Origin of the sequence: Bradyrhizobium sp. BLXBL-01 (genome assembly GCF_051853025.1) — a bacterium.
In the GTDB taxonomy this organism is placed as follows: Bacteria; Pseudomonadota; Alphaproteobacteria; order Rhizobiales; family Xanthobacteraceae; genus Bradyrhizobium.
In genome coordinates, this window is the sequence record NZ_CP182471.1 from 4,192,004 (window position 1) to 4,211,282 (window position 19,279).

General features: G+C 64.4%; 20 protein-coding genes. 13 read left to right on the forward strand and 7 right to left on the reverse strand.

What is annotated here, in order from left to right; all coding sequences use genetic code 11:
- Positions 1-62 precede the first annotated feature (62 nt).
- Positions 63-671, reverse strand: coding sequence for a hypothetical protein (locus ACNJYA_RS19485; RefSeq protein WP_439400568.1), 609 nt, complete (start codon positions 669-671; stop codon positions 63-65).
- A 182-nt stretch (positions 672-853) separates the two neighbouring features.
- On the opposite strand from ACNJYA_RS19485, the gene ACNJYA_RS19490 reads away from it, so the two are divergent.
- The 4 genes from ACNJYA_RS19490 (at position 854) to ACNJYA_RS19505 (ending at position 4,440) form a co-directional block, all read left to right on the forward strand.
- Complete coding sequence (locus ACNJYA_RS19490) at positions 854-1,150, forward strand: hypothetical protein (RefSeq protein ID WP_439400569.1); 297 nt, start codon at positions 854-856, stop codon at positions 1,148-1,150.
- Between the two features lie 69 nt (positions 1,151-1,219).
- Positions 1,220-3,376, forward strand: coding sequence for a VTT domain-containing protein (locus ACNJYA_RS19495; protein ID WP_439400570.1), 2,157 nt, complete (start codon positions 1,220-1,222; stop codon positions 3,374-3,376).
- Positions 3,376-4,047, forward strand: coding sequence for an endonuclease/exonuclease/phosphatase family protein (locus tag ACNJYA_RS19500; protein WP_439400571.1), 672 nt, complete (start codon positions 3,376-3,378; stop codon positions 4,045-4,047). The genes ACNJYA_RS19495 and ACNJYA_RS19500 overlap by 1 nt, the downstream gene beginning before the upstream one ends.
- A gap of 201 nt (positions 4,048-4,248) precedes the next feature.
- Positions 4,249-4,440: a hypothetical protein gene (locus ACNJYA_RS19505; protein ID WP_035999201.1), complete on the forward strand. Its 192-nt coding sequence runs from the start codon at positions 4,249-4,251 to the stop codon at positions 4,438-4,440.
- Positions 4,441-4,494: 54 nt separating this feature from the next.
- Here the strand turns inward: ACNJYA_RS19505 and ACNJYA_RS19510 are convergent, their stop codons facing one another.
- On the reverse strand, positions 4,495-4,713 hold the full coding sequence (locus ACNJYA_RS19510) for a hypothetical protein (RefSeq protein WP_212257083.1): 219 nt from the start codon (positions 4,711-4,713) through the stop codon (positions 4,495-4,497).
- A gap of 254 nt (positions 4,714-4,967) precedes the next feature.
- On the opposite strand from ACNJYA_RS19510, the gene ACNJYA_RS19515 reads away from it, so the two are divergent.
- Complete coding sequence (locus ACNJYA_RS19515) at positions 4,968-5,288, forward strand: DUF1476 domain-containing protein (RefSeq protein ID WP_212257082.1); 321 nt, start codon at positions 4,968-4,970, stop codon at positions 5,286-5,288.
- Between the two features lie 15 nt (positions 5,289-5,303).
- Here ACNJYA_RS19515 and ACNJYA_RS19520 read toward each other — a convergent pair whose 3' ends face one another.
- The gene (locus ACNJYA_RS19520; RefSeq protein WP_439363015.1) at positions 5,304-5,882 is read right to left on the reverse strand and encodes a TIGR00645 family protein; all 579 of its coding nucleotides are present in this window, start codon (positions 5,880-5,882) and stop codon (positions 5,304-5,306) included.
- A 212-nt stretch (positions 5,883-6,094) separates the two neighbouring features.
- Here ACNJYA_RS19520 and ACNJYA_RS19525 point away from each other — a divergent pair, with 212 nt between their 5' ends.
- On the forward strand, positions 6,095-6,331 hold the full coding sequence (locus ACNJYA_RS19525) for a hypothetical protein (protein ID WP_210268518.1): 237 nt from the start codon (positions 6,095-6,097) through the stop codon (positions 6,329-6,331).
- Between the two features lie 33 nt (positions 6,332-6,364).
- On the opposite strand, the gene ACNJYA_RS19530 is transcribed toward ACNJYA_RS19525, so the two are convergent.
- A complete protein-coding gene (locus ACNJYA_RS19530; protein WP_256375401.1) occupies positions 6,365-6,493 on the reverse strand; it encodes a hypothetical protein in 129 nt (42 codons plus the stop codon).
- 805 nt (positions 6,494-7,298) lie between these two features.
- Between ACNJYA_RS19530 and ACNJYA_RS19535 the strand changes: the two genes are divergently transcribed.
- A complete protein-coding gene (locus ACNJYA_RS19535) occupies positions 7,299-8,216 on the forward strand; it encodes a septal ring lytic transglycosylase RlpA family protein (RefSeq protein WP_439363016.1) in 918 nt (305 codons plus the stop codon).
- Here the strand turns inward: ACNJYA_RS19535 and ACNJYA_RS19540 are convergent.
- Positions 8,210-9,166, reverse strand: a complete 957-nt coding sequence (locus tag ACNJYA_RS19540) for an alpha/beta fold hydrolase (protein WP_172788936.1) — start codon at positions 9,164-9,166, stop codon at positions 8,210-8,212. The two genes, ACNJYA_RS19535 and ACNJYA_RS19540, sit on opposite strands and share 7 nt — an antisense overlap.
- 153 nt (positions 9,167-9,319) lie before the next feature.
- On the opposite strand from ACNJYA_RS19540, the gene ACNJYA_RS19545 reads away from it, so the two are divergent.
- The 6 genes from ACNJYA_RS19545 to ACNJYA_RS19570 are packed head-to-tail and all read left to right on the forward strand — an operon-like array spanning position 9,320 to position 15,918.
- Complete coding sequence (locus ACNJYA_RS19545; protein WP_439363017.1) at positions 9,320-10,582, forward strand: D-alanyl-D-alanine carboxypeptidase family protein; 1,263 nt, start codon at positions 9,320-9,322, stop codon at positions 10,580-10,582.
- 2 nt (positions 10,583-10,584) lie between these two features.
- Positions 10,585-11,271, forward strand: a complete 687-nt coding sequence (gene tmk / locus ACNJYA_RS19550; RefSeq protein WP_172788938.1) for a dTMP kinase — start codon at positions 10,585-10,587, stop codon at positions 11,269-11,271.
- On the forward strand, positions 11,268-12,314 hold the full coding sequence (locus tag ACNJYA_RS19555) for a DNA polymerase III subunit delta' (protein WP_439363018.1): 1,047 nt from the start codon (positions 11,268-11,270) through the stop codon (positions 12,312-12,314). Before tmk ends, ACNJYA_RS19555 begins: the two co-directional genes overlap by 4 nt.
- Positions 12,315-12,361: 47 nt before the next feature.
- Positions 12,362-14,317: a methionine--tRNA ligase gene (metG, locus tag ACNJYA_RS19560; protein WP_212257077.1), complete on the forward strand. Its 1,956-nt coding sequence runs from the start codon at positions 12,362-12,364 to the stop codon at positions 14,315-14,317.
- A 13-nt stretch (positions 14,318-14,330) separates the two neighbouring features.
- On the forward strand, positions 14,331-15,107 hold the full coding sequence (locus ACNJYA_RS19565) for a TatD family hydrolase (protein ID WP_439400572.1): 777 nt from the start codon (positions 14,331-14,333) through the stop codon (positions 15,105-15,107).
- Positions 15,108-15,120: 13 nt separating this feature from the next.
- Positions 15,121-15,918, forward strand: coding sequence for an MBL fold metallo-hydrolase (locus ACNJYA_RS19570; RefSeq protein ID WP_172788942.1), 798 nt, complete (start codon positions 15,121-15,123; stop codon positions 15,916-15,918).
- Positions 15,919-16,056: 138 nt separating this feature from the next.
- Here ACNJYA_RS19570 and ACNJYA_RS19575 read toward each other — a convergent pair whose 3' ends face one another.
- Together ACNJYA_RS19575 and ACNJYA_RS19580 are read right to left on the reverse strand one after the other, a co-directional pair.
- Positions 16,057-17,412: an Nramp family divalent metal transporter gene (locus ACNJYA_RS19575; RefSeq protein ID WP_439400573.1), complete on the reverse strand. Its 1,356-nt coding sequence runs from the start codon at positions 17,410-17,412 to the stop codon at positions 16,057-16,059.
- Between the two features lie 202 nt (positions 17,413-17,614).
- Complete coding sequence (locus ACNJYA_RS19580; protein WP_439400574.1) at positions 17,615-19,264, reverse strand: acyl-CoA synthetase; 1,650 nt, start codon at positions 19,262-19,264, stop codon at positions 17,615-17,617.
- Positions 19,265-19,279 lie beyond the last annotated feature (15 nt).

A 19,279-nucleotide genomic window follows, 5' to 3' on the forward strand; every position in this document is an offset into this window, starting at 1 on the left:
AGCCGGACGGGTGTTGCACTAGCCTGCGCTGGAAAGCCCGGGGCATCAACTGAAGCCCACCTTCACCTCTTCGCATCACCGCCCTTCAGCGCGTCCCACGCGGCCTTGTTCGCTTGATCGAATGCCTTGCGGGATTCGGCGAGGGCGGCGCTCATCACCGACCAGGACTCGCTGCCCGCCTGCTTCAGCTTCTGCAGGCGCGCTTCGGCTTCGGAGGCGTCGGACTTCATCTGCTTGAGCGCGGCGTCGATGTCGACGGTGCGGGCAGCAGTGACCTTGCCTGCGGCCTCGCGGAATTTCTCTGCGGCTTCGCCCCAGGCCTTGGCCTGCGCAGCCGCAAGATCTCTGAACGTGGCCTGCTGCTGCTCGAGCTGTTTGCCGGCGCCTTCGAAGTAGGTCTTCATCTGGGCTTCGAAACCAGCCCATTGCCGTTCCAACTCGGCCTTGGCATCCGCCCACGCCGCTTCACCCGCCTGCGCCTTGGCCTTGAGCAGCGCCTGAAACTCGTCGCGGCGCTTGGTCAGATCGGACAGGAGCTGATCGGTCTTCACCTTGGACTCGGCCTTGGCCTGGCCTGCCTTGATCTCGAACGAGGCCAATGCCGCATCCATTTCGTCGATCCGCTCCTTGGCCCAGTTGAGATAGAAATGCATGCTGCTCTGCTGTGACATGGCGGCCTCCGTTGATTTGCCGAGGTCAGTTTTCCAGAGCCTCGGCCTGCTCGTGTTGACCTGTCTCAATGACGCGCGACGCGTCAGGAACGCCACTGCCCTTGAGATGCCGCTCGCTCAGCTTCAGGAACCTGACCCCAGCTCGCCTGTTGTCCGCACGCGAGACCACACGGAGAGCAGCCTTGGAGAGCACCATCATTGGAGAATTCGACACGCGCCGCGGCGCCGAGCTTGCGGTTGAGCATGTCGTGCAGGAATGCGGCGTGCCGCGAGGCGACGTCTTCGTCCAGCCCGTCGGCGATGCGAATACGGTGGGAACACGCCCGGCAGGTCCCGACGTCAAGACTGCGCCCGCGCCGGAGGGGCGGCAGAAGCTGGAAGGCCTGATCGAGGTTTCGGTCGATTTTCACGGCGACGCCCCTGAGAAAATTGTGGAAGTGTTGAGGAGCGCCGGTGCGAAGTTTGTCCGCACCAGATGACGAATTGTGCGATGGGCCCAGTGAGCGCCGGACGTCCGGCATTTGCATCGAACCGCAGCCGTTGACGGCGTGGAACCCCTTGAGCCTCCAGCGCGTTTAGACGCAAACGCGAATTGCGAGGTCCACCTGCTTCAGAGCGCATCGACACTGACTCCCGGCGACACCGTCTGGCGACGGTGCAGGGCGCGGCGCGTGGCGGTTCTGAACGATGCCGCTGCCTATTTCGCAGCCCTGCGGGAGGCCCTGCTGGAGGCGCAGGATCTCGTCTACATCATCGGATGGGATATCCATAGCAGGACGCGCCTGGTCGGAGCCGCGGGACGTGCGGATGATGGCCTGCCTGAGGAGCTTGGTCCCTTCCTGCGCGCCCTGGTGCAGCGCCGGCCCGCCTTGCGCATCAATATTCTCGTCTGGGACTTCGTCTCGTTTTACGCCTCCGAGAGGGAGTGGAATTCCGCGGCGAAATTCATCGCCGACACCGACGGCCGAGTCCGGTTTCATCTGGACGCCACGCTTCCGTTCGGTTCGGCGCAACACCAGAAGATCGTCTGTGTCGACGGATCACTGGCGTTCGTCGGCGGGCTCGATCTGACGATCAGGCGCTGGGACACGAGTGACCACCGCGCCGACAACGCCATGCGCTGCGACCCTCAGCGCAAGCCGTATCCGCCGTTTCACGATGTTCAGTGCCTCGTCGACGGCGAGGCCGCTGAGCAGCTGTTCGCCCTTGCGGAGCAACGCTGGCGTGCGGCAGGCCAACAGGTCGATGAACGGCGCGCGCTGAGGAATGGTCGCTGGCCGGCGAGCGTGCCTGTCGAGGCCGAGCATTTGCCGGTCGGGATTGCCAGGACCGAGGTGGTCTGTCCGGCAGGCTCGACCATCAGGGAGGTCGAACGCTCCTTCATTGCGGCGATCCGGTCGGCAACGAGCTTCGTGTACATCGAAAATCAGTTCACCAGCGCGACCAGGATGGCGAGCGAGTTGGCGGAGCAGATGCGTCGCGTGCCGTCGCTTCGGGTTCTGGTCGTCGCGCCGAAACTGCATTCCTCGTGGCTGGAATCCCAGGCCATGCAGAACGGCCGTGGCGCCTTCATCGACTGTTTCAGCGCGGCTGGCATCGCCGATCGCATCCGCTTCGTCTATCCGGTTTCCCGCAGCGGGAACAAGGAAGCCGCCGTGATGGTGCACAGCAAGCTCATGGTCGTCGATGACAGGATCCTGCGGATCGGCTCGGCCAATTTGAACAATCGTTCCATGGGCGCCGACAGCGAATGCGACCTGATTTTTGAAGCTGAATCCGAGGAGCATCGGGATTTCATCGCGTCCGTCCGCCGTCGTCTCATCGCTCATTTCTGTGGTCTCGACGAGCAGGCCGTCACGCAGAACGAGCATCGGCTGTTCGCTCTGCTGGACCAGGTGTCGAAAACGGGTGGGGCGAAGACGCTGCGAAAAGTGGAGTCCTCGGTCCTGACCAGCACGCTGGCCACCCTGGTTCAGCCGGTGGCGGACCCTGAGCTGCCGCTTCATCTGGAACGCGCGGCATCTCGCATGTGGAGCACGAAGACGATCATCGGGATCGCCTCGATCGCGCTGGCGCTTCTTGGACTGGCGCTGGCCTGGTCGTACACGTCCTTGAGCGATTACGCCGATGCGGGCCATCTCTCGTCGTTCCTGTCTGCCTATGCGCAGTCCGGCTGGGGACCGCCATTCGCGATCGCGGCCTTCGTCCTCGGCGGGCTGGTGATCTTTCCGGTTCTCGTCCTCATCGCTGCGACTGCTGCCGCACTTGGGCCATGGCTGGGTTTCGTCACCGCCATGGCGGGCGTCTTGCTCAGCGCGCTCATGCTTTTTGCGATCGGACGGTTCCTGGGCCGAGAACGTCTTCAGCGCTTGCTGGGACGCCGTGCCGCGCGCATCCAGGAACGGGTTGTCGGCAAGGGAATTTTGGCCGTCGTGGTCATCCGGATGATTCCGATCGCACCATTCTCGCTGGTGAACGTCGCGGCTGGCGCGAGCACGCTGCCGCTTCGTGATTTCATGGTTGGAACGCTGCTGGGCATGATGCCCGGAATTCTCGCCATGGCCGTTCTGGGAGCGCAGATCGCAGATCTGGCCAGGAATGCGTCCTTGAGCAACATCGCGCTGCTGGCACTGGCGTTCCTGGGATGGCTCGGGATCTGCGCGGGCGCACAGTTCGTCGCGACCTGGCTTGCCGGGAGACGTTGATGCCGGTGCGTTTCATGACGTGGAATGTGCACGGCACCTTCAATCTCAATCCGACGTTCGATCTGGAGGGGGTTTGCTCGATCATTCGCAAATGGTCGCCGGACGTCGTCGCGCTTCAGGAGGTGGATTCCCGATCGCGGTCGGACGATCCGTTTGCGAAGCTGGCACGGGTCGTCGGCGATCATGGCGTTCATGCCAAGTCGATTGTCACGGAGGACGGTGACTACGGGCAGATGCTCATGAGCCGCTTTCCGTTCTCCGGCGTGCCCGAGATCGTCGACGTGTCCTATCGGGAGCGAGAGCCGCGCAGGGCGATTGCCACGGGATTGCAGACGCCTTTCGGCGAATTCCGTGTGGTTGCCACGCATCTCGGCCTGAGCATCCACGAGCGTTACGAGCAGGCTCAGGCCCTGGTGAGCCTGGTGAAGCCAGAAAGAACCGTCGTGCTCGGCGATTTCAACGACTGGTTCTGGGTAAAATCGGTGCGGCGCGTGCTCGCGCAGGTCTGCCCGAACCGGACGCGGCTGCGCACCTTTCCGGCGCATCTGCCGTTGCTTCGGCTCGACCGCATCTATGCAACGCGGGACAGCCGGTTCGGGAAAGTCTGGACCGACGAGGAAGCGCGCGCCTATTCGGACCATTTGCCCGTGATTGCGGACATCGCGATCTGATGGTTCCTGCGAGCGGATCACGTCGCTTGCGGCTCACAGATGCCGCTGTTTGCCAGTCGGCAAGTGGACGCTTGAGTCGTTTAGAAAAAAGCGTTGCAGAAGAGGGGCTTAACTACTGTGCATGGGGTTGTTTTCGCGGAACGTCATGACCGGCCGACCGTCTCGGCCGGAACTTTTTCCTGGCAGCCACGTTCACTTGGCATGACTGAAGACCTTTCCTTCCGACGCAAACCCCTGACCCCCGAACAACGCCACGCCCGCGATGCGGCGCGCCGGATCGAGGCCGAAAAGGCCATGCGCGACCACGAAGCGGCGCAGAAGGCGTTCTACGCCAACAAGGAACGGCTGAAGGCCGAGCGGCTGGCGCGTGAAGCGGCGGCGGCGAAAGGCTGAGCGAACGCGCTTCGCCGCCCAAGCTCGCAAATCGCTTCTCCCGCGGCGGCCGACTTAGTGCCGCTTGGCCTTTGCGCTCAAGGCCAGCTTGAACGCCTGGACGGCGTCCGCAAAGACCCCGCGAGGCAATTGGGCCTCGATCGCTTCGGCCGCGATCCGACAATCGTCGGCGACCTTCAGCAGTCCGCTTCGCGTCAGGTCCATGGGGGAGAGGGCGGCCTGCTCCAGGCAGACCCGTTCAAGCCGCCGAAACTCCCGCAGCTCTCTGTTCATGCGTCAGCTCTCGATGTCTCTGTCGTCATCCGACGCTGAGTCTGCTTAACGAATGGTAAACATTCTCAGCTTGGCCGAGCTGGCTGGCGCGGGGCTCGCGCCGCCTGTGCACCGGCCTGGCGGGCGCTTCGGCAGGCTTGACGCCGTTCGGCTTCCGGGAGGAAGCTTCAAATGATCCTAAACTGACCTGAACCACGGAGACGTTCGCTCCCAGCAAGTCCGATCCTCATCAGCGAATCAGAATGGAGCTGACCATGACCACGTTCGACAAGCGCGAGCAGGGCTTTGAAGCCAAATTCGCCCACGACGAGGAATTCATGTTCAAGGCCACGGCGCGGTCCAACAAGCTGCTCGGGCTGTGGGCCGCAGGCCAGCTCGGGCTCAGTGGCGATGCCGCGGCAAGCTACGCAGCGGCGCTGGTGACGGACCATCTGGAGAGCCGGACGATGGACGATGTGGTCGGCAAGGTTTCGGGCGATCTCGCCGGCAAGGGGATCGCGCGCGAGCAGGTCGCCGCGAGGCTTCAGGAATGTCTGCATCAGGCATTGGCGCAGCTGGAAGCGGACCGGCCCTGAACCTGCAGCAGCGCTTCATTCGGCGCGCTTGCGCATTCCGGACTCGCTGAGCTTGTCAACATAGGCGATGCCGAGCGCCGAGACGATGAACGTGATGTGGATCAGCACCTGCCACATCACGCCGGTCTCGGTGAAGCCGGCGCGGTTGGAGCCGAGATTGCCGGCCTCGATGAAGGTGCGCAGCAGCGCGATGGAGGAGATGCCGATGATGGCCATGGCGAGCTTGATCTTCAGGACGCTCGCATTGACGTGGCCGAGCCATTCCGGCTCGTCGGGATGGCCCTGGAGATCGAGCCGCGAGACGAACGTCTCGTAACCGCCGACGATCACCATCACGAGCAGATTGGAGATCATCACGACGTCGATCAGCGCCAGCACGCTCATCATGATCTGCTGCTCGGTGAGGTCGAGGGCGTGCCAGGAGAGGTGCCAGAGCTCCTTGACGAACAGCGCGATGTAGACGCACTGCGCCACGATCAGTCCGAGATAGAGCGGCAGCTGCAGCCAGCGCGAGCCGAAGATGATCATCGGCAACAGGCCGAGCTGCGGCGAGGGCCGGCGGGGACCAGTTGTTGTCTCAGGCTCAACCGACATTCGGGCAGCACCCTCGCATCGAGACGATCTTGCCGTCATGTACCCCGACAAGATGGCTGGCGGAAGACGTGACGCGCGCTTCCGCTTCCGCAGGCTGGACCGTTTCGTGCTACCGTGCCGACCGGCCGTCGGGGGACGGCGGCGAGCGGGAGGTGGGGGTGTCTCGGAGCGGCTTTGGCAAATGGTCCGGCGCAATCGCATGCGCTGGCGCCATGCTGGTCGGTGCAGGCGGCGCCGAGGTCTCGGCGACGCCGCTGACGCCGTTTCGCTATGAGGCGCAGGCCCAGCGTCATTGCCCGCGCGACAAGGTGGTCTGGCTCGACTTCAGGAAGGGCGTCTACTACCGCAAGGGGCAGAAGCGTTACGGCCAGGGCTTCGATGGCAGCTTCGTCTGCCAGAACGAGGCCCGCGGCAGCTTCTACCGCCGCTCGCTGTTGGGTCTGCGCTGAGCGGCGCGTGTGGCCGGCTGGCGGACGCGTCGGCTATTTCGGCGGTGTCGGCCTGACCGGCACGTGCGGGGAGGTGCTGATGACCCGGGGACTTCCATCCGGATAGGTGCGGTCGCCGCGGATCAGGGATTCCAGGACCAGGAAGAATTTCTCGGCAAGCATTTGCGTCACCCTCGTTGGTGATGGCCTCTTGCAATAGGTCGAGGCGCCGCACGCAATAATTCAATCAACTGAATGGGAGCGGAGCACGGGCCTGCTTGCTGCGCCGCAATAGAGCCGCGTCGGAAACGAGCGGATTGGAAGGGAGGACGTGCGCCTCAGGCAAACGCCAGCGCGACGAGACTCGAGCAGAGCAGCACCAAGCCGCCGGCGGTCAAGGCCAGGAAGCCATCGGATACGAGGTCATGGTTACGCATGGGACACCTGCCGCTCTCGTGTTCGATGCGCGACCGGATCGACTAAGACCGTCCGAACGCGCTGCATTGAAAGAGGTGATGCTTGCCGTCCGCGCGCGTGCCTTCAGGCCCTCGTGCGGTAACCTTCGAACGCATGGGCCAGGAAGATCCCCGCGCTTACCAGACCCATCAGTGCCGAAACCGTCTCGATCATCGTTAAATTCCAAATCCCGCCCTTGCGTCCGAGAGAACGCGTGCGGCCTTGCACAGTCAAAAGAATTTCGGTGAGCGGCGCGACAATGGGGGTGGAGTGAGGATTTGGCGCAACAGAATGTCCAGCACTGGCACAGCCCGGGCGCCATCGTCCCGTAGAACAACGGAAAAATGCGAACGTCCCGTTTACCATCCCGGCGTGATCGCCGTGGGCTCCCCATTTCCGCCGCGTTCGGGTTGCGTTATCCTTACCACGTCCGATGCGGTGGTGGGCCGCCTCGGAAGTTGAAGGACCGGACAGCGCTCCCCGTCACCAAAGCGGGTTGGGTACGCCTCCGGCGAAGTGGTATTTGGGGCGCATGGGGATCCGTCGGTCAGATTCGGTTTTGCGGGCCGCGCGCGGTGTTGCGGCGGTCGCGACCTGCCTTGCGCTCGCCAATTGCGCCTCCTCGAACAAGTTCGCCAGCCGCGTCGATCCGAAATACGGCGTATCCTCGAGCCCGCGCGTCGTGGCCTGGGGCGATCCGGTCCCGAAGGGCGGCGGCACCTACCGCGTCGGCAAGCCCTATGTCGTGGCGGGCAAGACCTACGTGCCGGAGGAGGACGTCAACTACCGCGCCGAGGGCATGGCGTCCTGGTACGGCGATGATTTCCACGGCCGCCTGACGGCCAATGGCGAGGTGTTCGACATGACCTCGCTGACGGCGGCGCATCCGACCCTGCCGATGCCGTCCTACGCCCGGGTCACCAACGTCTCCAACGGCAAGTCGCTGATCGTGCGCGTCAATGACCGTGGGCCCTATCACGGCAACCGCCTCATCGATGTCTCGAACAGGGCGGCCGAACTCCTTGAATTCAAAGGCAATGGCGTCGCCAAGGTCCGGGTCGAATATGTCGGCCGGGCGCCGCTCGAAGGCTCCGACGACCGTCAGCTTCTCGCGACGCTGCGCACCGGCGTTCCGGCGCCATCGCCCTCGATGGTCCGCGTCGCCTCGGCCAAGCCGTTCGTGCCGGAGCTGCCGTCCTCGACCCGCGGCGCCCTTCGCGGCGAGGTCCCGATGCCGGAGGGACGACCGTACAATCTCGGCAGCAGCTCGGCCGACATGGCCTCGCTCAATGCCACCTCGGAAATGTCGGCCTCGAGCCGCAGCCGGGGCCGGACGCTCCAGAACGCCCGCGCGGTGTCCTATGACCAGGACGGCCGCTACGCGAGCGAGAGCGCGACGGACGGCGCCGCCGAGGCCCGCAGCATCCTGAGCGGCCGCGGCCTCTACTGAGCCGTGCTCTCCTTCAAGAACGTGACGAGGGCCGCGTTCACCTCGTCGTGCCGCTCCTGCTGCACCCAATGGCCAGCGCCATCGAGGATCAGCTTGCGCGTCAGATTGGGCAGCACGCGCTCGAGCTCGTTGACGCGCTTGGCCCCGATCAGGCCGGTGATCACCGCGTCTTTCGAGCCTGCGATGAAGAGGGAAGGCTGGCGGATCTGCGCGTCCTGCCAGGGCGCGGTCAGCTCCCAATTGCGGTCGATATTCCGGTACCAGTTCAGCCCGCCGCGGAAGCCGGACTTGCGGAAGCTTTCGGTGAAATAGGCGAGGTCGGCCTCGCTGAGCCAGCCAGGCAGCGGCTCCTCGGCGGTCGCATGGCCGAGAAAGCCCTTGCCCTCCTGCACGAACATGGCCGCGGTGGGATCGGCGAGGCCACGTCCGCCGAGGACGATGCGCATGGTGCGTGCGACGTCTCGCTCGAGTTCGGCCTCGGCGACGCCGGGCGTCTGGAAATACTGCCAGTAGAAATTGGTGACGCCGCCCTGGCGCAACAGGTCGAGCGGCTTGCCGCGGCCGCGGAACGGCGGCGGCACGCTCAGCCCCGCGACGGCCGTGAAGATATCGGGCCGGAACAGCGCTGCGTGCCAGGCGACCGGTGCGCCCCAATCGTGGCCGACCACCATCGCCTTGCTCTCGCCGAGCGCCTGGACGAGGCCGACCACGTCCCCGACCGTATCGAAGATCGAGTAGGCGTTCACATCGAGCGGCGCCGCGCTCTGGCCGTATCCGCGCATATCAGGGGCGACGACGTGAAACCCGGCTGCGGCAAGTGCGGGGATCTGGTGGCGCCAGGAGTACGACAGTTCCGGCCAGCCATGGCACAGCACCACCAGCGGTCCCTGGCCGGCTTCGCGGACGAACAGCTCGACCCCGTTGGTCTTGATCATGCGGGTTGAGGACATTCGCTTTTCCGCCTTGTTTCAGGGGTTTGGTCGAAAAACATGAGGCGCCACGATAGGGGCGCGGCGAGAATCGTGCAATCTCAGGGACAGCGTCCAACCGCGTGTTGTTCGCATCTGTTCCAGCTGTTAGAACGCCTTCCTCAGGGCTTCGCCATGGCACTTCGTCTTCCTTTGCTTCGTCGCAACTGGCTCACCGCCGGAACGCTGGCGCGCGGGCTGATCGCGACGGTTTTGGTGGCTGGCATCGGCTGGGGTGGGGCGCTCTATGCGGCCAACCAGAGCGTCCAGGGTGCCAAGAAAGCGGAAGATGCCGGCTTCGATGGCGATGCCCCGACCGCGATCCTGATCGAAGCCTCCTCAGGCAGCGTGCTGTTCGAGAAGAACGCCGACGAGCTGCGCGCGCCTTCGAGCATGATGAAGCTGATGACGGCGGAGGTCGTTTTCAACGCGGTCAAGAAGGGTGACATCAAGCTGACCGACGAGTACCGGATCAGCGAGAACGCCTGGCGCAGAGGCGGCGCCCCCTCGGGCGGCTCGACCATGTTCGCCGCCATCAACAGCAAGGTCTCGGTCGACGATCTCCTGCGCGGCGCGATCATCCAAAGCGGCAACGACGCCTGCATCGCGCTTGCCGAAGCCATGGCGGGCAACGAGCGGATCTTTGCCGCCGACTTCATGACCAAGCGCGCCCGCGAGCTTGGCATGACCAAGTCGACCTTCGCCAATTCCAACGGTCTGCCCGATCCCGGCAACAAGATGACGGTGCGCGAGCTCGGCATGCTCGCCCGGCACATCATCCTGGACTTCCCGGAATTCTACAAACTGTTCGGCGAGAAGGAGTTCACCTGGAACAAGATCCGCCAGCCCAACCGCAATCCGCTGCTCAATTCGATGGAAGGCGCTGACGGTCTGAAGACCGGCTACACCAAGGAAGGCGGCTACGGCATGGTCGGCTCTGCCGTGCAGAACGGCACGCGGCTGATCGTCGTCGTCAACGGACTCGAAGATCCCGAGGACCGCGCCACGGAAGCCAAGAAGATGCTGGAATGGGGTTTTCGCAATTTCGAGACCCGCACCCTGATCGCGGCCGAGCAGCCCGTCGGCTACGCCAAGGTGTTCGGCGGCGAGAGCCGGTCGGTCAAGCTCGTCGCCAAGACGCCGGTGAAGGTGATGGTGCACAAGAACGGCAGCGACAAGCTGATTGCGCGCATCGTCTACAGCGGCCCGGTGCGCGCGCCGGTCGAGGCCGGCCAGCGGGTCGGCGTGGTCAGGGTCTGGCGCAGCGGCAACATCGCGGTCGAGACGCCGGTCTATGCCGCCGAGGCGATCAGCACCGGCTCGACCATGCGCCGCGCGATCGACGGCGCCAGCGAGCTCGTGATCGGCATGTTCCGCGCAGGTGCCGAGAAGCTCTGATCATGAGTGAGAGCGCTGCACAGCGGCCGTCCGGACGGGGACGCTTCGTCACCTTTGAAGGCGGCGAGGGCACGGGCAAGTCGACCCAGATCAAGAAGCTCGCCGATCGCCTCACGGCGGCCAAGCTTCGCATCCGGGTCACGCGTGAGCCGGGCGGCTCGCCGGGCGCCGAGATCATGCGCCATCTGGTGCTGTCGGGCATGGGCAAGCTGCTCGGTCCCGAAGCCGAGACGCTGCTGTTTGCCGCCGCGCGCGATGATCATGTCCACACCGTGATTCAGCCGGCATTGAGCCAGGGCGTCTGGGTGCTGTGCGACCGCTTCGCCGACTCGACGCGGGCCTATCAGGGCAGCCTGGGCCGCGTACCTGAGGGCCTGATCAACGCCATGCAGCGGGTTACCATCGGCGATCTCAAGCCGGACCTCACCATCATCCTCGACTTGCCGGTCGAGATTGGCTTGCAACGCGCCGCCGCGCGCCGCGGCAGCAGTACGCCTGACCGGTTCGAGGCCGAGAAGCTCAGCTTCCACGAGGGCTTGCGCGAGGCCTATCGCAGGATCGCGGCGGAGGATCCGGCGCGCTGCGTGCTGATCGACGCCAATTCCGATCCGGACACGGTTGCCGCGCGCGTTTGGACCGCGCTGCGCGAGCGTCTGCTGCCCACGCCTGCGTCAGTGGTGTCGATATGAGTCCGCGTCAGGCCGAGCGGGAAACCGCCGTACCGCATCCGCGCGAGACGTCGCAGCTGTTCGGCCATCGCGAGGCGGAGGCTGCGCTGCTCGATGCCTATCGCAGCGGGCGCATTCCCCATGCCTGGCTGATCGGCGGATCGCAGGGGATCGGCAAGGCCACGCTGGCCTATCGGATGGCGGGGTTCGTGCTCGCCCATGCGCAGCCGTTGGCGCCGGCCGTGCAGCGCGCCAAGAGCCTTGCGATCGGTCCCGACGACGCCGTGGCGCGGCAGGTGGCGGCCGGCTCACATGGTGGCCTGCTGACGCTCGAGCGCACCGCCAACGAGCGCGGCGTGATGCGCACCGTGATCACCGTGGACGAGACGCGCGAGACGATCGCGTTCTTCGGCTCGACCGCGGCGGCCGAAGGCTGGCGCGTTTGCATCGTCGACACCGTCGACGAACTCAATCCAAACGCGGCCAACGCGCTTCTGAAAATTCTCGAGGAGCCGCCGCAGCAATCACTGTTCCTGCTGGTCAGCCACGCGCCCGCGCGGGTGCTCGCCACGATTCAGTCGCGCTGCCGCAAGCTGCGCCTGCGGCCGCTCGCCACGAACGAGGTGATCGACGCTGCGGCTTCAGCGGCCGGGCTCGATCCGAACGATGCCGCGCTGCGCGAGGCGGCCGAGGCCTCCGAGGGCAGCGTCGCACGGGCGCTGACGTTGCTCGGTGGCGACGCCCTGAAACTTCAGCAGCGCACGGCGGCGCTGCTCGCGCGCCTGCCGCAGGTCGACCCGCGCGAATTGCACACGCTCGGCGATTCGCTTGGCACCAGCGACCGCGTGGCGCTTGCGGCCTTCATCGACGGCATCGACCGCTGGATTGCGGAGCGCCTGCATGCGGATGAGGCCAATGCCAACCAGAACCTGCCGCGCCTTGCGCGGCTAGCTGAGGTATGGGAAAAGATCGTCCGCGCCGCGCGCGACACCGAAACCTACAATCTGGAGCGCAAGCCCTTGGTTTTCTCGGTGTTTGGCTGGCTGGCGGACGCAACGCGCTAAGCGCCGAGCCGTTTCCAAAATTCGAGAAGCCGGTAAAGGAATTCGTGGTGGCAACGCGAGCTAAGAAATCCGTCAAACGCAAGAGCGGCAAGAAGTCTGCGAAGAAGGCCGTCAAGAAAGCCGCGAAAAAGGCCGTGAAGGCGCGCGCGAGCAAAGCCGCCAAGAAGGTCAAAAAGACCAAGAAGGGTGCCGTCAAGAAGAGCGTGAAGAAGGGCGCAGCAAAGAAGGCGGGCAAGAAGGCCGCGAAGAAGCAGGTCGTCGCCAAGAAGGCGGTAAAGAAGGCTGCCAAGCGGCCGGCCAAGGCTCCGGCGAAGAAGGTCGCGAAAGAGGCGACTGCGCCTGCCGTGGCCGCCGCGCCGGCTCCCGTCATCACGCCTGTGAAGCCAAAGCCGACGAAGCCAAAGGCCCCGCGTGCGCCAAAGCCCGTCACTTCGCCGCAAGTTGCCGCGCCCGCGGTCGCGCGCGACAACGTCTTCTACATCACAACCGCGATCGCCTATCCCAACGGCAGCCCGCATATCGGCCATGCCTATGAGGCGATTGCGACCGACACGCTGGCGCGCTTTGCGCGCCTCGACGGCAAGGATGTGTTCTTCCTGACCGGCACCGACGAGCACGGTCAGAAGATGATCCAGACGGCGGCGAACGAAGGCATGTCCGCTGCCGCGCTCGCGACGCGTAATGCCGGCCGCTTCAAGGAGATGGACGAGCGCCTGGACGTGTCGTTCGACCGCTTCATCCGCACCACCGAGGAGCAGCACCATCGCTCCAGCCAGGAGATCTGGCGGCGCATGGAAGCGAGCGGCGACATCTACGCCGACACCTATTCGGGCTGGTACTCGGTCCGCGACGAGGCCTATTACGCCGAGGACGAGACGCGCGTGAACGACGACGGCGTGCGGCTCGGACCACAGGGCACGCCGGTGGAATGGGTGGAGGAGAAGAGCTATTTCTTCCGCCTGTCGGCCTACCAGGACAAGCTGCTCAAGCTCTATGCGGACCACCCCGATTTCATCGGGCCGGATTCCCGCAAGAACGAGGTGGTGAGCTTCGTCAAGGGCGGCCTGCGCGATCTCTCGATCTCGCGCACCACGTTCGATTGGGGCGTGAAGGTGCCCGGCGACGAAGAGCATGTGATGTATGTCTGGGTCGACGCGCTGACCAACTACATCACCGGCGTCGGCTTCCCCGACGAGAGCGACAAGAACTGGCGCTACTGGCCGGCCGATGTGCACATCATCGGCAAGGACATCATCCGCTTCCATGCGGTGTACTGGCCCGCCTTCCTGCTCTCGGCCGGCATTCCGCTGCCGAAGCGGGTCTATGCCCACGGCTTCCTGTTCAACAGGGGCGAGAAGATGTCGAAGTCGGTCGGCAACGTCGTCGATCCCTTCAACCTGGCCGAGCAGTACGGCGTCGACCAGATGCGCTACTTCTTCCTGCGCGAGGTGCCGTTCGGCCAGGACGGCAACTACAATCACGAGGCCATCGTGGCGCGCATCAATGCCGATCTCGCCAACGATCTCGGCAATCTCGCGCAGCGTTCGCTCTCGATGATCGCCAAGCAACTGGGCGGCGTGCTGCCTGAGCCCGGCGAGTTCAGCGACAACGACAAGGCGATCCTTTCGATGGCCGACGGCATGATTGCAGCGTCGCGCGAGGCGATGGCGACGCAGCAGATCCATCAATGGCTCAACGCCGTCTGGGCCGTGGTCGCGGAGGCCAACCGCTATTTTGCGGGCGAGGCGCCGTGGGCGCTCGCCAAGACGGATCCGGCCAGGCAGAAGACGGTGCTCTACGTCACCGCCGAAGTCGTGCGCCAGATCGCGATCCTGGCTCAGCCCGCGATGCCGACCGCCTCCGGCAAGCTGCTCGACAGCCTCGGCATCCCCGAGGCCGAGCGCAATTTTGCCATGCTCGGCGGCGCAAAGCGCATCGCGCCCGATTCGACGCTGCCGGCGCCGACGCCGGCATTCCCGCGCTACATCGAGCCGGCGGCCTGAAGGCGTTCGCACGATGCTGGTCGACAGTCATTGCCATCTGGATTTTCCGGACTTTGCGGAAGATCTCGACGGGATCGTGTCGCGGGCGCGAGCGGCCGGCATAGCCCGCATGGTCACGATCTCGACGCGGGTGCGGCGGCTGAAGGACCTGCTCGCCATCGCCGAGCGTTATGACGACGTCTATTGCTCGGTCGGTACTCATCCGCATCATGCGGACGAGGAGGACGGCATCGCGCCGGACGAGCTGATTGCGCTGACGCAGCATCCCAAGATCGTCGCGCTCGGCGAAGCCGGGCTCGATTATTTCTACGACAACGGGTCGCCGGAAGCGCAGGCGAGGGGCTTTCGCGCCCATATCGCCGCCGCCCGCGCCACCGGCCTGCCGCTGGTGATCCATACCCGCGAGGCCGACGAGGACTGCGCGCGCATCCTGGAAGAGGAGGCCGCAAAGGGATCGTTTCGTGCCGTGCTGCATTGTTACACGGGCGGGCGCGAGCTGGCGCTGAAGGCCGTGTCGCTCGGGCTCTATATCGGTTTCACGGGAATCCTGACCTTCAAGAAATCGGAGGCATTGCGCGCGCTCGCAGCCGAACTGTCGCCCGACCGTATTCTGGTTGAAACAGACTCGCCCTATCTTGCGCCCGGCAAGTTTCGGGGCAAGCGCAATGAGCCGGCCTACGTGGTCGAGGTCGCAAAAGTACTCGCCGAGACGCGCGGCGTGTCGCTTGACGAGGTTGCGCGCCAGACCAGCGAAAATTTCTTCCGCCTGTTCTCGAAGGTGAAAGCTTGAGACTGGGAGCCGCATGACGCTGACGCTGACGATCCTGGGCTGCGGCTCCTCCGCCGGCGTGCCGCGCCCGGCGCTCGGCTGGGGCGCCTGTGATCCCAACAATCCCAAGAACCGCCGTCGCCGCTGCTCGCTGCTGGTCGAACGGACGTCCGAGCACGGCACGACACGCATCGTGATCGACACCTCGCCGGACCTGCGCGAGCAATTGCTCTCGACCAATGTCGACCACATCGATGCGGTGTTCCTGACCCACGAGCATGCCGACCAGACTCACGGCATGGATGATCTGCGGTCGGTCGTCATGCACATGCGCCGGCGCATTCCGACCTATTTCAACCAGTCGACCGCCAAGGACATCCTGTCGCGGTTCTCGTATTGCTTCATCTCGCCCGAGGGCAGCGATTATCCGCCGATCCTGACCCGGCATTCGATCGAGGCGGGCGAAAGCCAGACCATTCTGGGGAAGGGCGGCGCCGTGACGATGACTGCGTTTCTGGTGCAGCACGGCAACATTCCCGCGCTCGGCTACCGCATCGGGAATGCGGCCTATACGCCGGATCTCAATGATATCCCGCGCGAGAGCTGGGGCGCGCTGGAGAATCTCGATCTCTGGATCGTCGACGGCCTGCGCTATACCAGCCATGTCAGCCATTTCAGCATCAACGATGCGCTGTCCTGGATCGAGCGCTTCAAGCCGAAGCGCGCGGTCATCACCAACATGACCGCCGATGTCGACTACGAGGTCATCCGGCAGTCGCTGCCCCCTGGCGTGGTGCCGGCCTATGACGGGCTGCGGCTGGAGACGCACTGAGGCGAGCAAGAATTCTGGTCAGTGAAACGTTAAAGCATGATCCGGGCAAGGGTGCAGCGATTTACGAAACGACCATGCGCGAGCCATGAGGTAAGGCGCGGTAAGGATCCATCCCGATCCGATCGCGCTTAGCCAAGACTAGATGAACCAGGAAGCGACGAGGCCCGCCGTCGCCGCGAAGATTGCGCCCACCGTGATCCACGAGAGGATGTTAAGCGGCAGGGTGTTGACTTTATCACCCATGATCTTGCGGTTGTTTGTCATCAACAGGATGAACAACAGCAGCGGCGGGGTCGAAAAGCCCTGTACGATCCCGGAATAGACCAGCGCGCGCATGGGATTGAAGCCAAGAAAATTCAGGACAACCGCAACCAGCGTAAAGCCGGCGATCACTGCATAGAATTTCTTGGCCTCCTTGGGACGCGCGTGCAGGCTGCTCTTCCAGCCTATCACCTGACAGAGATCGTAGGCCGCGCCGGTGGTCATGATCGGCACAGCGAGGAAGCCGACTGCGATAATTCCGACCGCGAACAGGATGCCTGCTGTGTCCCCGGCGATCGGGCGCAAGGCTTCGGCGGCCTGTGCCGCCGTGTCGATATTGGTTTGGCCCGCCTTGTGAAGGGTGGCGCCGGTCGAAAGGATGATGAAATACATGATGATGTTGGAGAACAGCATTCCAATCAGGATATCATTGCGCGATCGGCGCAAATCGCCCTGCGTCGTTCCGCGCCGCTCCTCCAGCGTGGTGCGTCCCTGCTGAATCTTCTCCTCGACCTCGACATTGGATTGCCAGGTGTAGAGGTACGCCGACAGGCTCGTGCCGATAATCGCAACGAGGATCGAGAGAAATTCGCCTGAGAATTGCACGGTTGGAACCAAGGTGCCGCGCAGCACCTCCCACGGGTCCGGCTTGGCGAGAAGGGCCGAACCGACATAGGCAAACAGCACCAGGGCGAGCCATCTGAAAATGTTGCGGATGGTCTCGTACGAACCCCAAACCTGAAGCGCGAGAATCGCGAGGGCGACGCCGGACACGATGACCGGAGCAGGCAACGGAACGAACAGTCCGAGCGCTGCTGCCATGCCGCCGAGATCCGCGGCCGCTTCGATGGTGTTCCCAACCAGCACGCCTATCAGCGTCGGCCAGAGGACCCAGCTTGAATAGTGATCTTTGATGACGTGAAACAGCCCCTTGCCGCTGACCTGCCCGAGCTTGGAGGAGAGGTAGACGACCGCGAACATCATTGGAAACGTGATGGGGGCAGTCCACAACAGCGATGTTCCAAATTGCGCTCCGGCGCTCGCATAGGTTCCTATGGCCGAGCAATCGTCGTCAGCGGCTCCGGTGACCACACCTAGCCCGAGCGAGCGCGCGAGACCACGCCGCTTCGGGTTTGGGGAGGGAGCCTCAGCTTGTTCGCCGTCGTTCTCAGCCTTTGGCAACGTGCATTCCGAGCGTGGTTCGGGAAAAGTCGAACACCAATGGTCCCGCATGCGGGAGGTTCCTCCGCGACACGCGTTTCAGTCGTCAGGCTCACGTGCAAGAGGGAGCCCTGGTGTGGCTGTCGATAAGGATGCTTACCAGAGGCCGTCGAAGCCTGCCCCGGGCTGCGGCGGGATGCGTCTCCGACGTGTCCTGCGCACAATCATCGCGCGGGCGGAGACTTTCAGATCCTTTTGTGAGGCCGCGAGAAGCTCACGCTGAGATCGCCTTCGCGGAGTCCACCTGGTTACGCAGCAGGAATTTCTGGATCTTGCCGGTGGACGTCTTCGGGATCGGCCCAAACACGACCGCCTTCGGCGTCTTGAAGCCGCTCATGTGCGTTCGGCAGAACGCAATGATCTCGGCCTCGGTGGCGCTCGCGCCGTCCTTCAGCTCGACGAAGGCGCAAGGTACTTCACCCCATTTCGGATCGGGCTTTGCGACCACGGCGGCGAACAGCACGGCCGGGTGCTTGTAGAGGACGTCCTCGACCTCGACGGAGGAGATGTTCTCGCCGCCGGAGATGATGATGTCCTTGGAGCGGTCCTTGATGATGACGTAGCCGTGCTCGTCGAGCACGCCGAGATCGCCGGTGTGAAACCAGCCGCCTTCGAACGCTTCCTTGGTCGCCTTCTCGTTCTTGAGGTAACCCTTCATCACGATGTTGCCGCGGAACATGACCTCGCCGATGGTCTCGCCGTCGCGCGGCACCTCCAGCATGGTCTGCGGATTGATCACAGTGACGGCTTCCTCGAGCGGGTAGGGCACGCCCTGCCGGCGCTTCATGCGGGCGCGCTCGGCGGGAGGGAGCTCGTCCCAGCCCGGCTGCTCGGCGCAGACGGAGGCGGGGCCGTAGACCTCGGTCAGGCCGTAGACATGCGTCAGCTTGATGCCGATGCTTTCGGCGCCTTCCAGCACGGCGACCGGCGGCGCAGCGCCCGCGATCAGGCCGACGACGCGGCGGGCGGCATTGCCTTTGGGCGCATCGGGGGCGTTGATCAGCGTGTTGTAGACGATCGGCGCGCCGCACATATGGGTCACGCCCTGGCTCTTGATCAGCTCGAATATCTTTGTCGGCTCGACCTTGCGCAGGCAGACATTGATGCCGGCGGCGGCCGCGATGGTCCACGGAAAGCACCAGCCGTTGCAGTGGAACATCGGCAGGGTCCAGAGATAGACCGGATGCTGGCCGAGATTGCCTGCGAGGATGTTGCTGACGGCGTTCAGATAGGCGCCGCGATGGTGGGTGACGACGCCCTTGGGATTGCCCGTCGTGCCCGAGGTGTAGCTCAGTGCGATCGCGTCCCATTCATCGCGTGGCGTGATCGGCGCGAAGCCGGGATCGCCTTCGGCGACCGCCGTCTCATATTCGATCTCGCCGATCCGCTTGCCGCCCTTGAACGATGCATCGTCGACGTCGATCACCAACGGCTTGGGGCCGGTCATCTTCGCCAGCGCGTCGCTGATGACGCCTGAAAACTCGGGATCGACCAGGATGATTTTCGCGCCGCCATGGTCGAGCTGGAACGCGATCGAAGGCGCATCGAGGCGGATGTTGAGCGCGTTGAGCGCCGCGCCCGTCATGGGCACGGCGAAGTGCGCCTCGTTCATCGCGGGAATGTTCGGCAGCATCGCCGCGACCGTGTCGCCGACGCCGACGCCCTTGCCTGCGAGCCAGGACGCAAAGCGCCGGCAGCGCTCATAGGTCTGCGCCCAGGTGAAGCTGCGGCCTTCATAGACCGTGCTGACGTGATCGGGATAGACGGCGGCGCTGCGCGCGAGGAAGCTGAGCGGGCTCAGCGGCACATAATTGGCTTGCGTCTTGTCGAGGCCGATATTGTACGGGTTCGGTCGCTCACTCATCGACACCCTCCTTAA

Coding starts and splice junctions, on each gene's coding strand:
- ACNJYA_RS19485 (WP_439400568.1), bottom strand. CDS start 671: ATGTCACAGCAGAGCAGCATGCATTTCTATCTCAACTGGGCCAAGGAG.
- ACNJYA_RS19500 (WP_439400571.1), top strand. CDS start 3,376: ATGCCGGTGCGTTTCATGACGTGGAATGTGCACGGCACCTTCAATCTC.
- ACNJYA_RS19505 (WP_035999201.1), top strand. CDS start 4,249: ATGACTGAAGACCTTTCCTTCCGACGCAAACCCCTGACCCCCGAACAA.
- ACNJYA_RS19510 (WP_212257083.1), bottom strand. CDS start 4,713: ATGAACAGAGAGCTGCGGGAGTTTCGGCGGCTTGAACGGGTCTGCCTG.
- ACNJYA_RS19515 (WP_212257082.1), top strand. CDS start 4,968: ATGACCACGTTCGACAAGCGCGAGCAGGGCTTTGAAGCCAAATTCGCC.
- ACNJYA_RS19520 (WP_439363015.1), bottom strand. CDS start 5,882: ATGTCGGTTGAGCCTGAGACAACAACTGGTCCCCGCCGGCCCTCGCCG.
- ACNJYA_RS19525 (WP_210268518.1), top strand. CDS start 6,095: ATGCTGGTCGGTGCAGGCGGCGCCGAGGTCTCGGCGACGCCGCTGACG.
- ACNJYA_RS19530 (WP_256375401.1), bottom strand. CDS start 6,493: ATGCTTGCCGAGAAATTCTTCCTGGTCCTGGAATCCCTGATCCGCGGC.
- ACNJYA_RS19535 (WP_439363016.1), top strand. CDS start 7,299: ATGGGGATCCGTCGGTCAGATTCGGTTTTGCGGGCCGCGCGCGGTGTT.
- ACNJYA_RS19540 (WP_172788936.1), bottom strand. CDS start 9,166: ATGTCCTCAACCCGCATGATCAAGACCAACGGGGTCGAGCTGTTCGTC.
- ACNJYA_RS19545 (WP_439363017.1), top strand. CDS start 9,320: ATGGCACTTCGTCTTCCTTTGCTTCGTCGCAACTGGCTCACCGCCGGA.
- tmk (WP_172788938.1), top strand. CDS start 10,585: ATGAGTGAGAGCGCTGCACAGCGGCCGTCCGGACGGGGACGCTTCGTC.
- ACNJYA_RS19555 (WP_439363018.1), top strand. CDS start 11,268: ATGAGTCCGCGTCAGGCCGAGCGGGAAACCGCCGTACCGCATCCGCGC.
- ACNJYA_RS19565 (WP_439400572.1), top strand. CDS start 14,331: ATGCTGGTCGACAGTCATTGCCATCTGGATTTTCCGGACTTTGCGGAA.
- ACNJYA_RS19570 (WP_172788942.1), top strand. CDS start 15,121: ATGACGCTGACGCTGACGATCCTGGGCTGCGGCTCCTCCGCCGGCGTG.
- ACNJYA_RS19575 (WP_439400573.1), bottom strand. CDS start 17,412: ATGCGGGACCATTGGTGTTCGACTTTTCCCGAACCACGCTCGGAATGC.
- ACNJYA_RS19580 (WP_439400574.1), bottom strand. CDS start 19,264: ATGAGTGAGCGACCGAACCCGTACAATATCGGCCTCGACAAGACGCAA.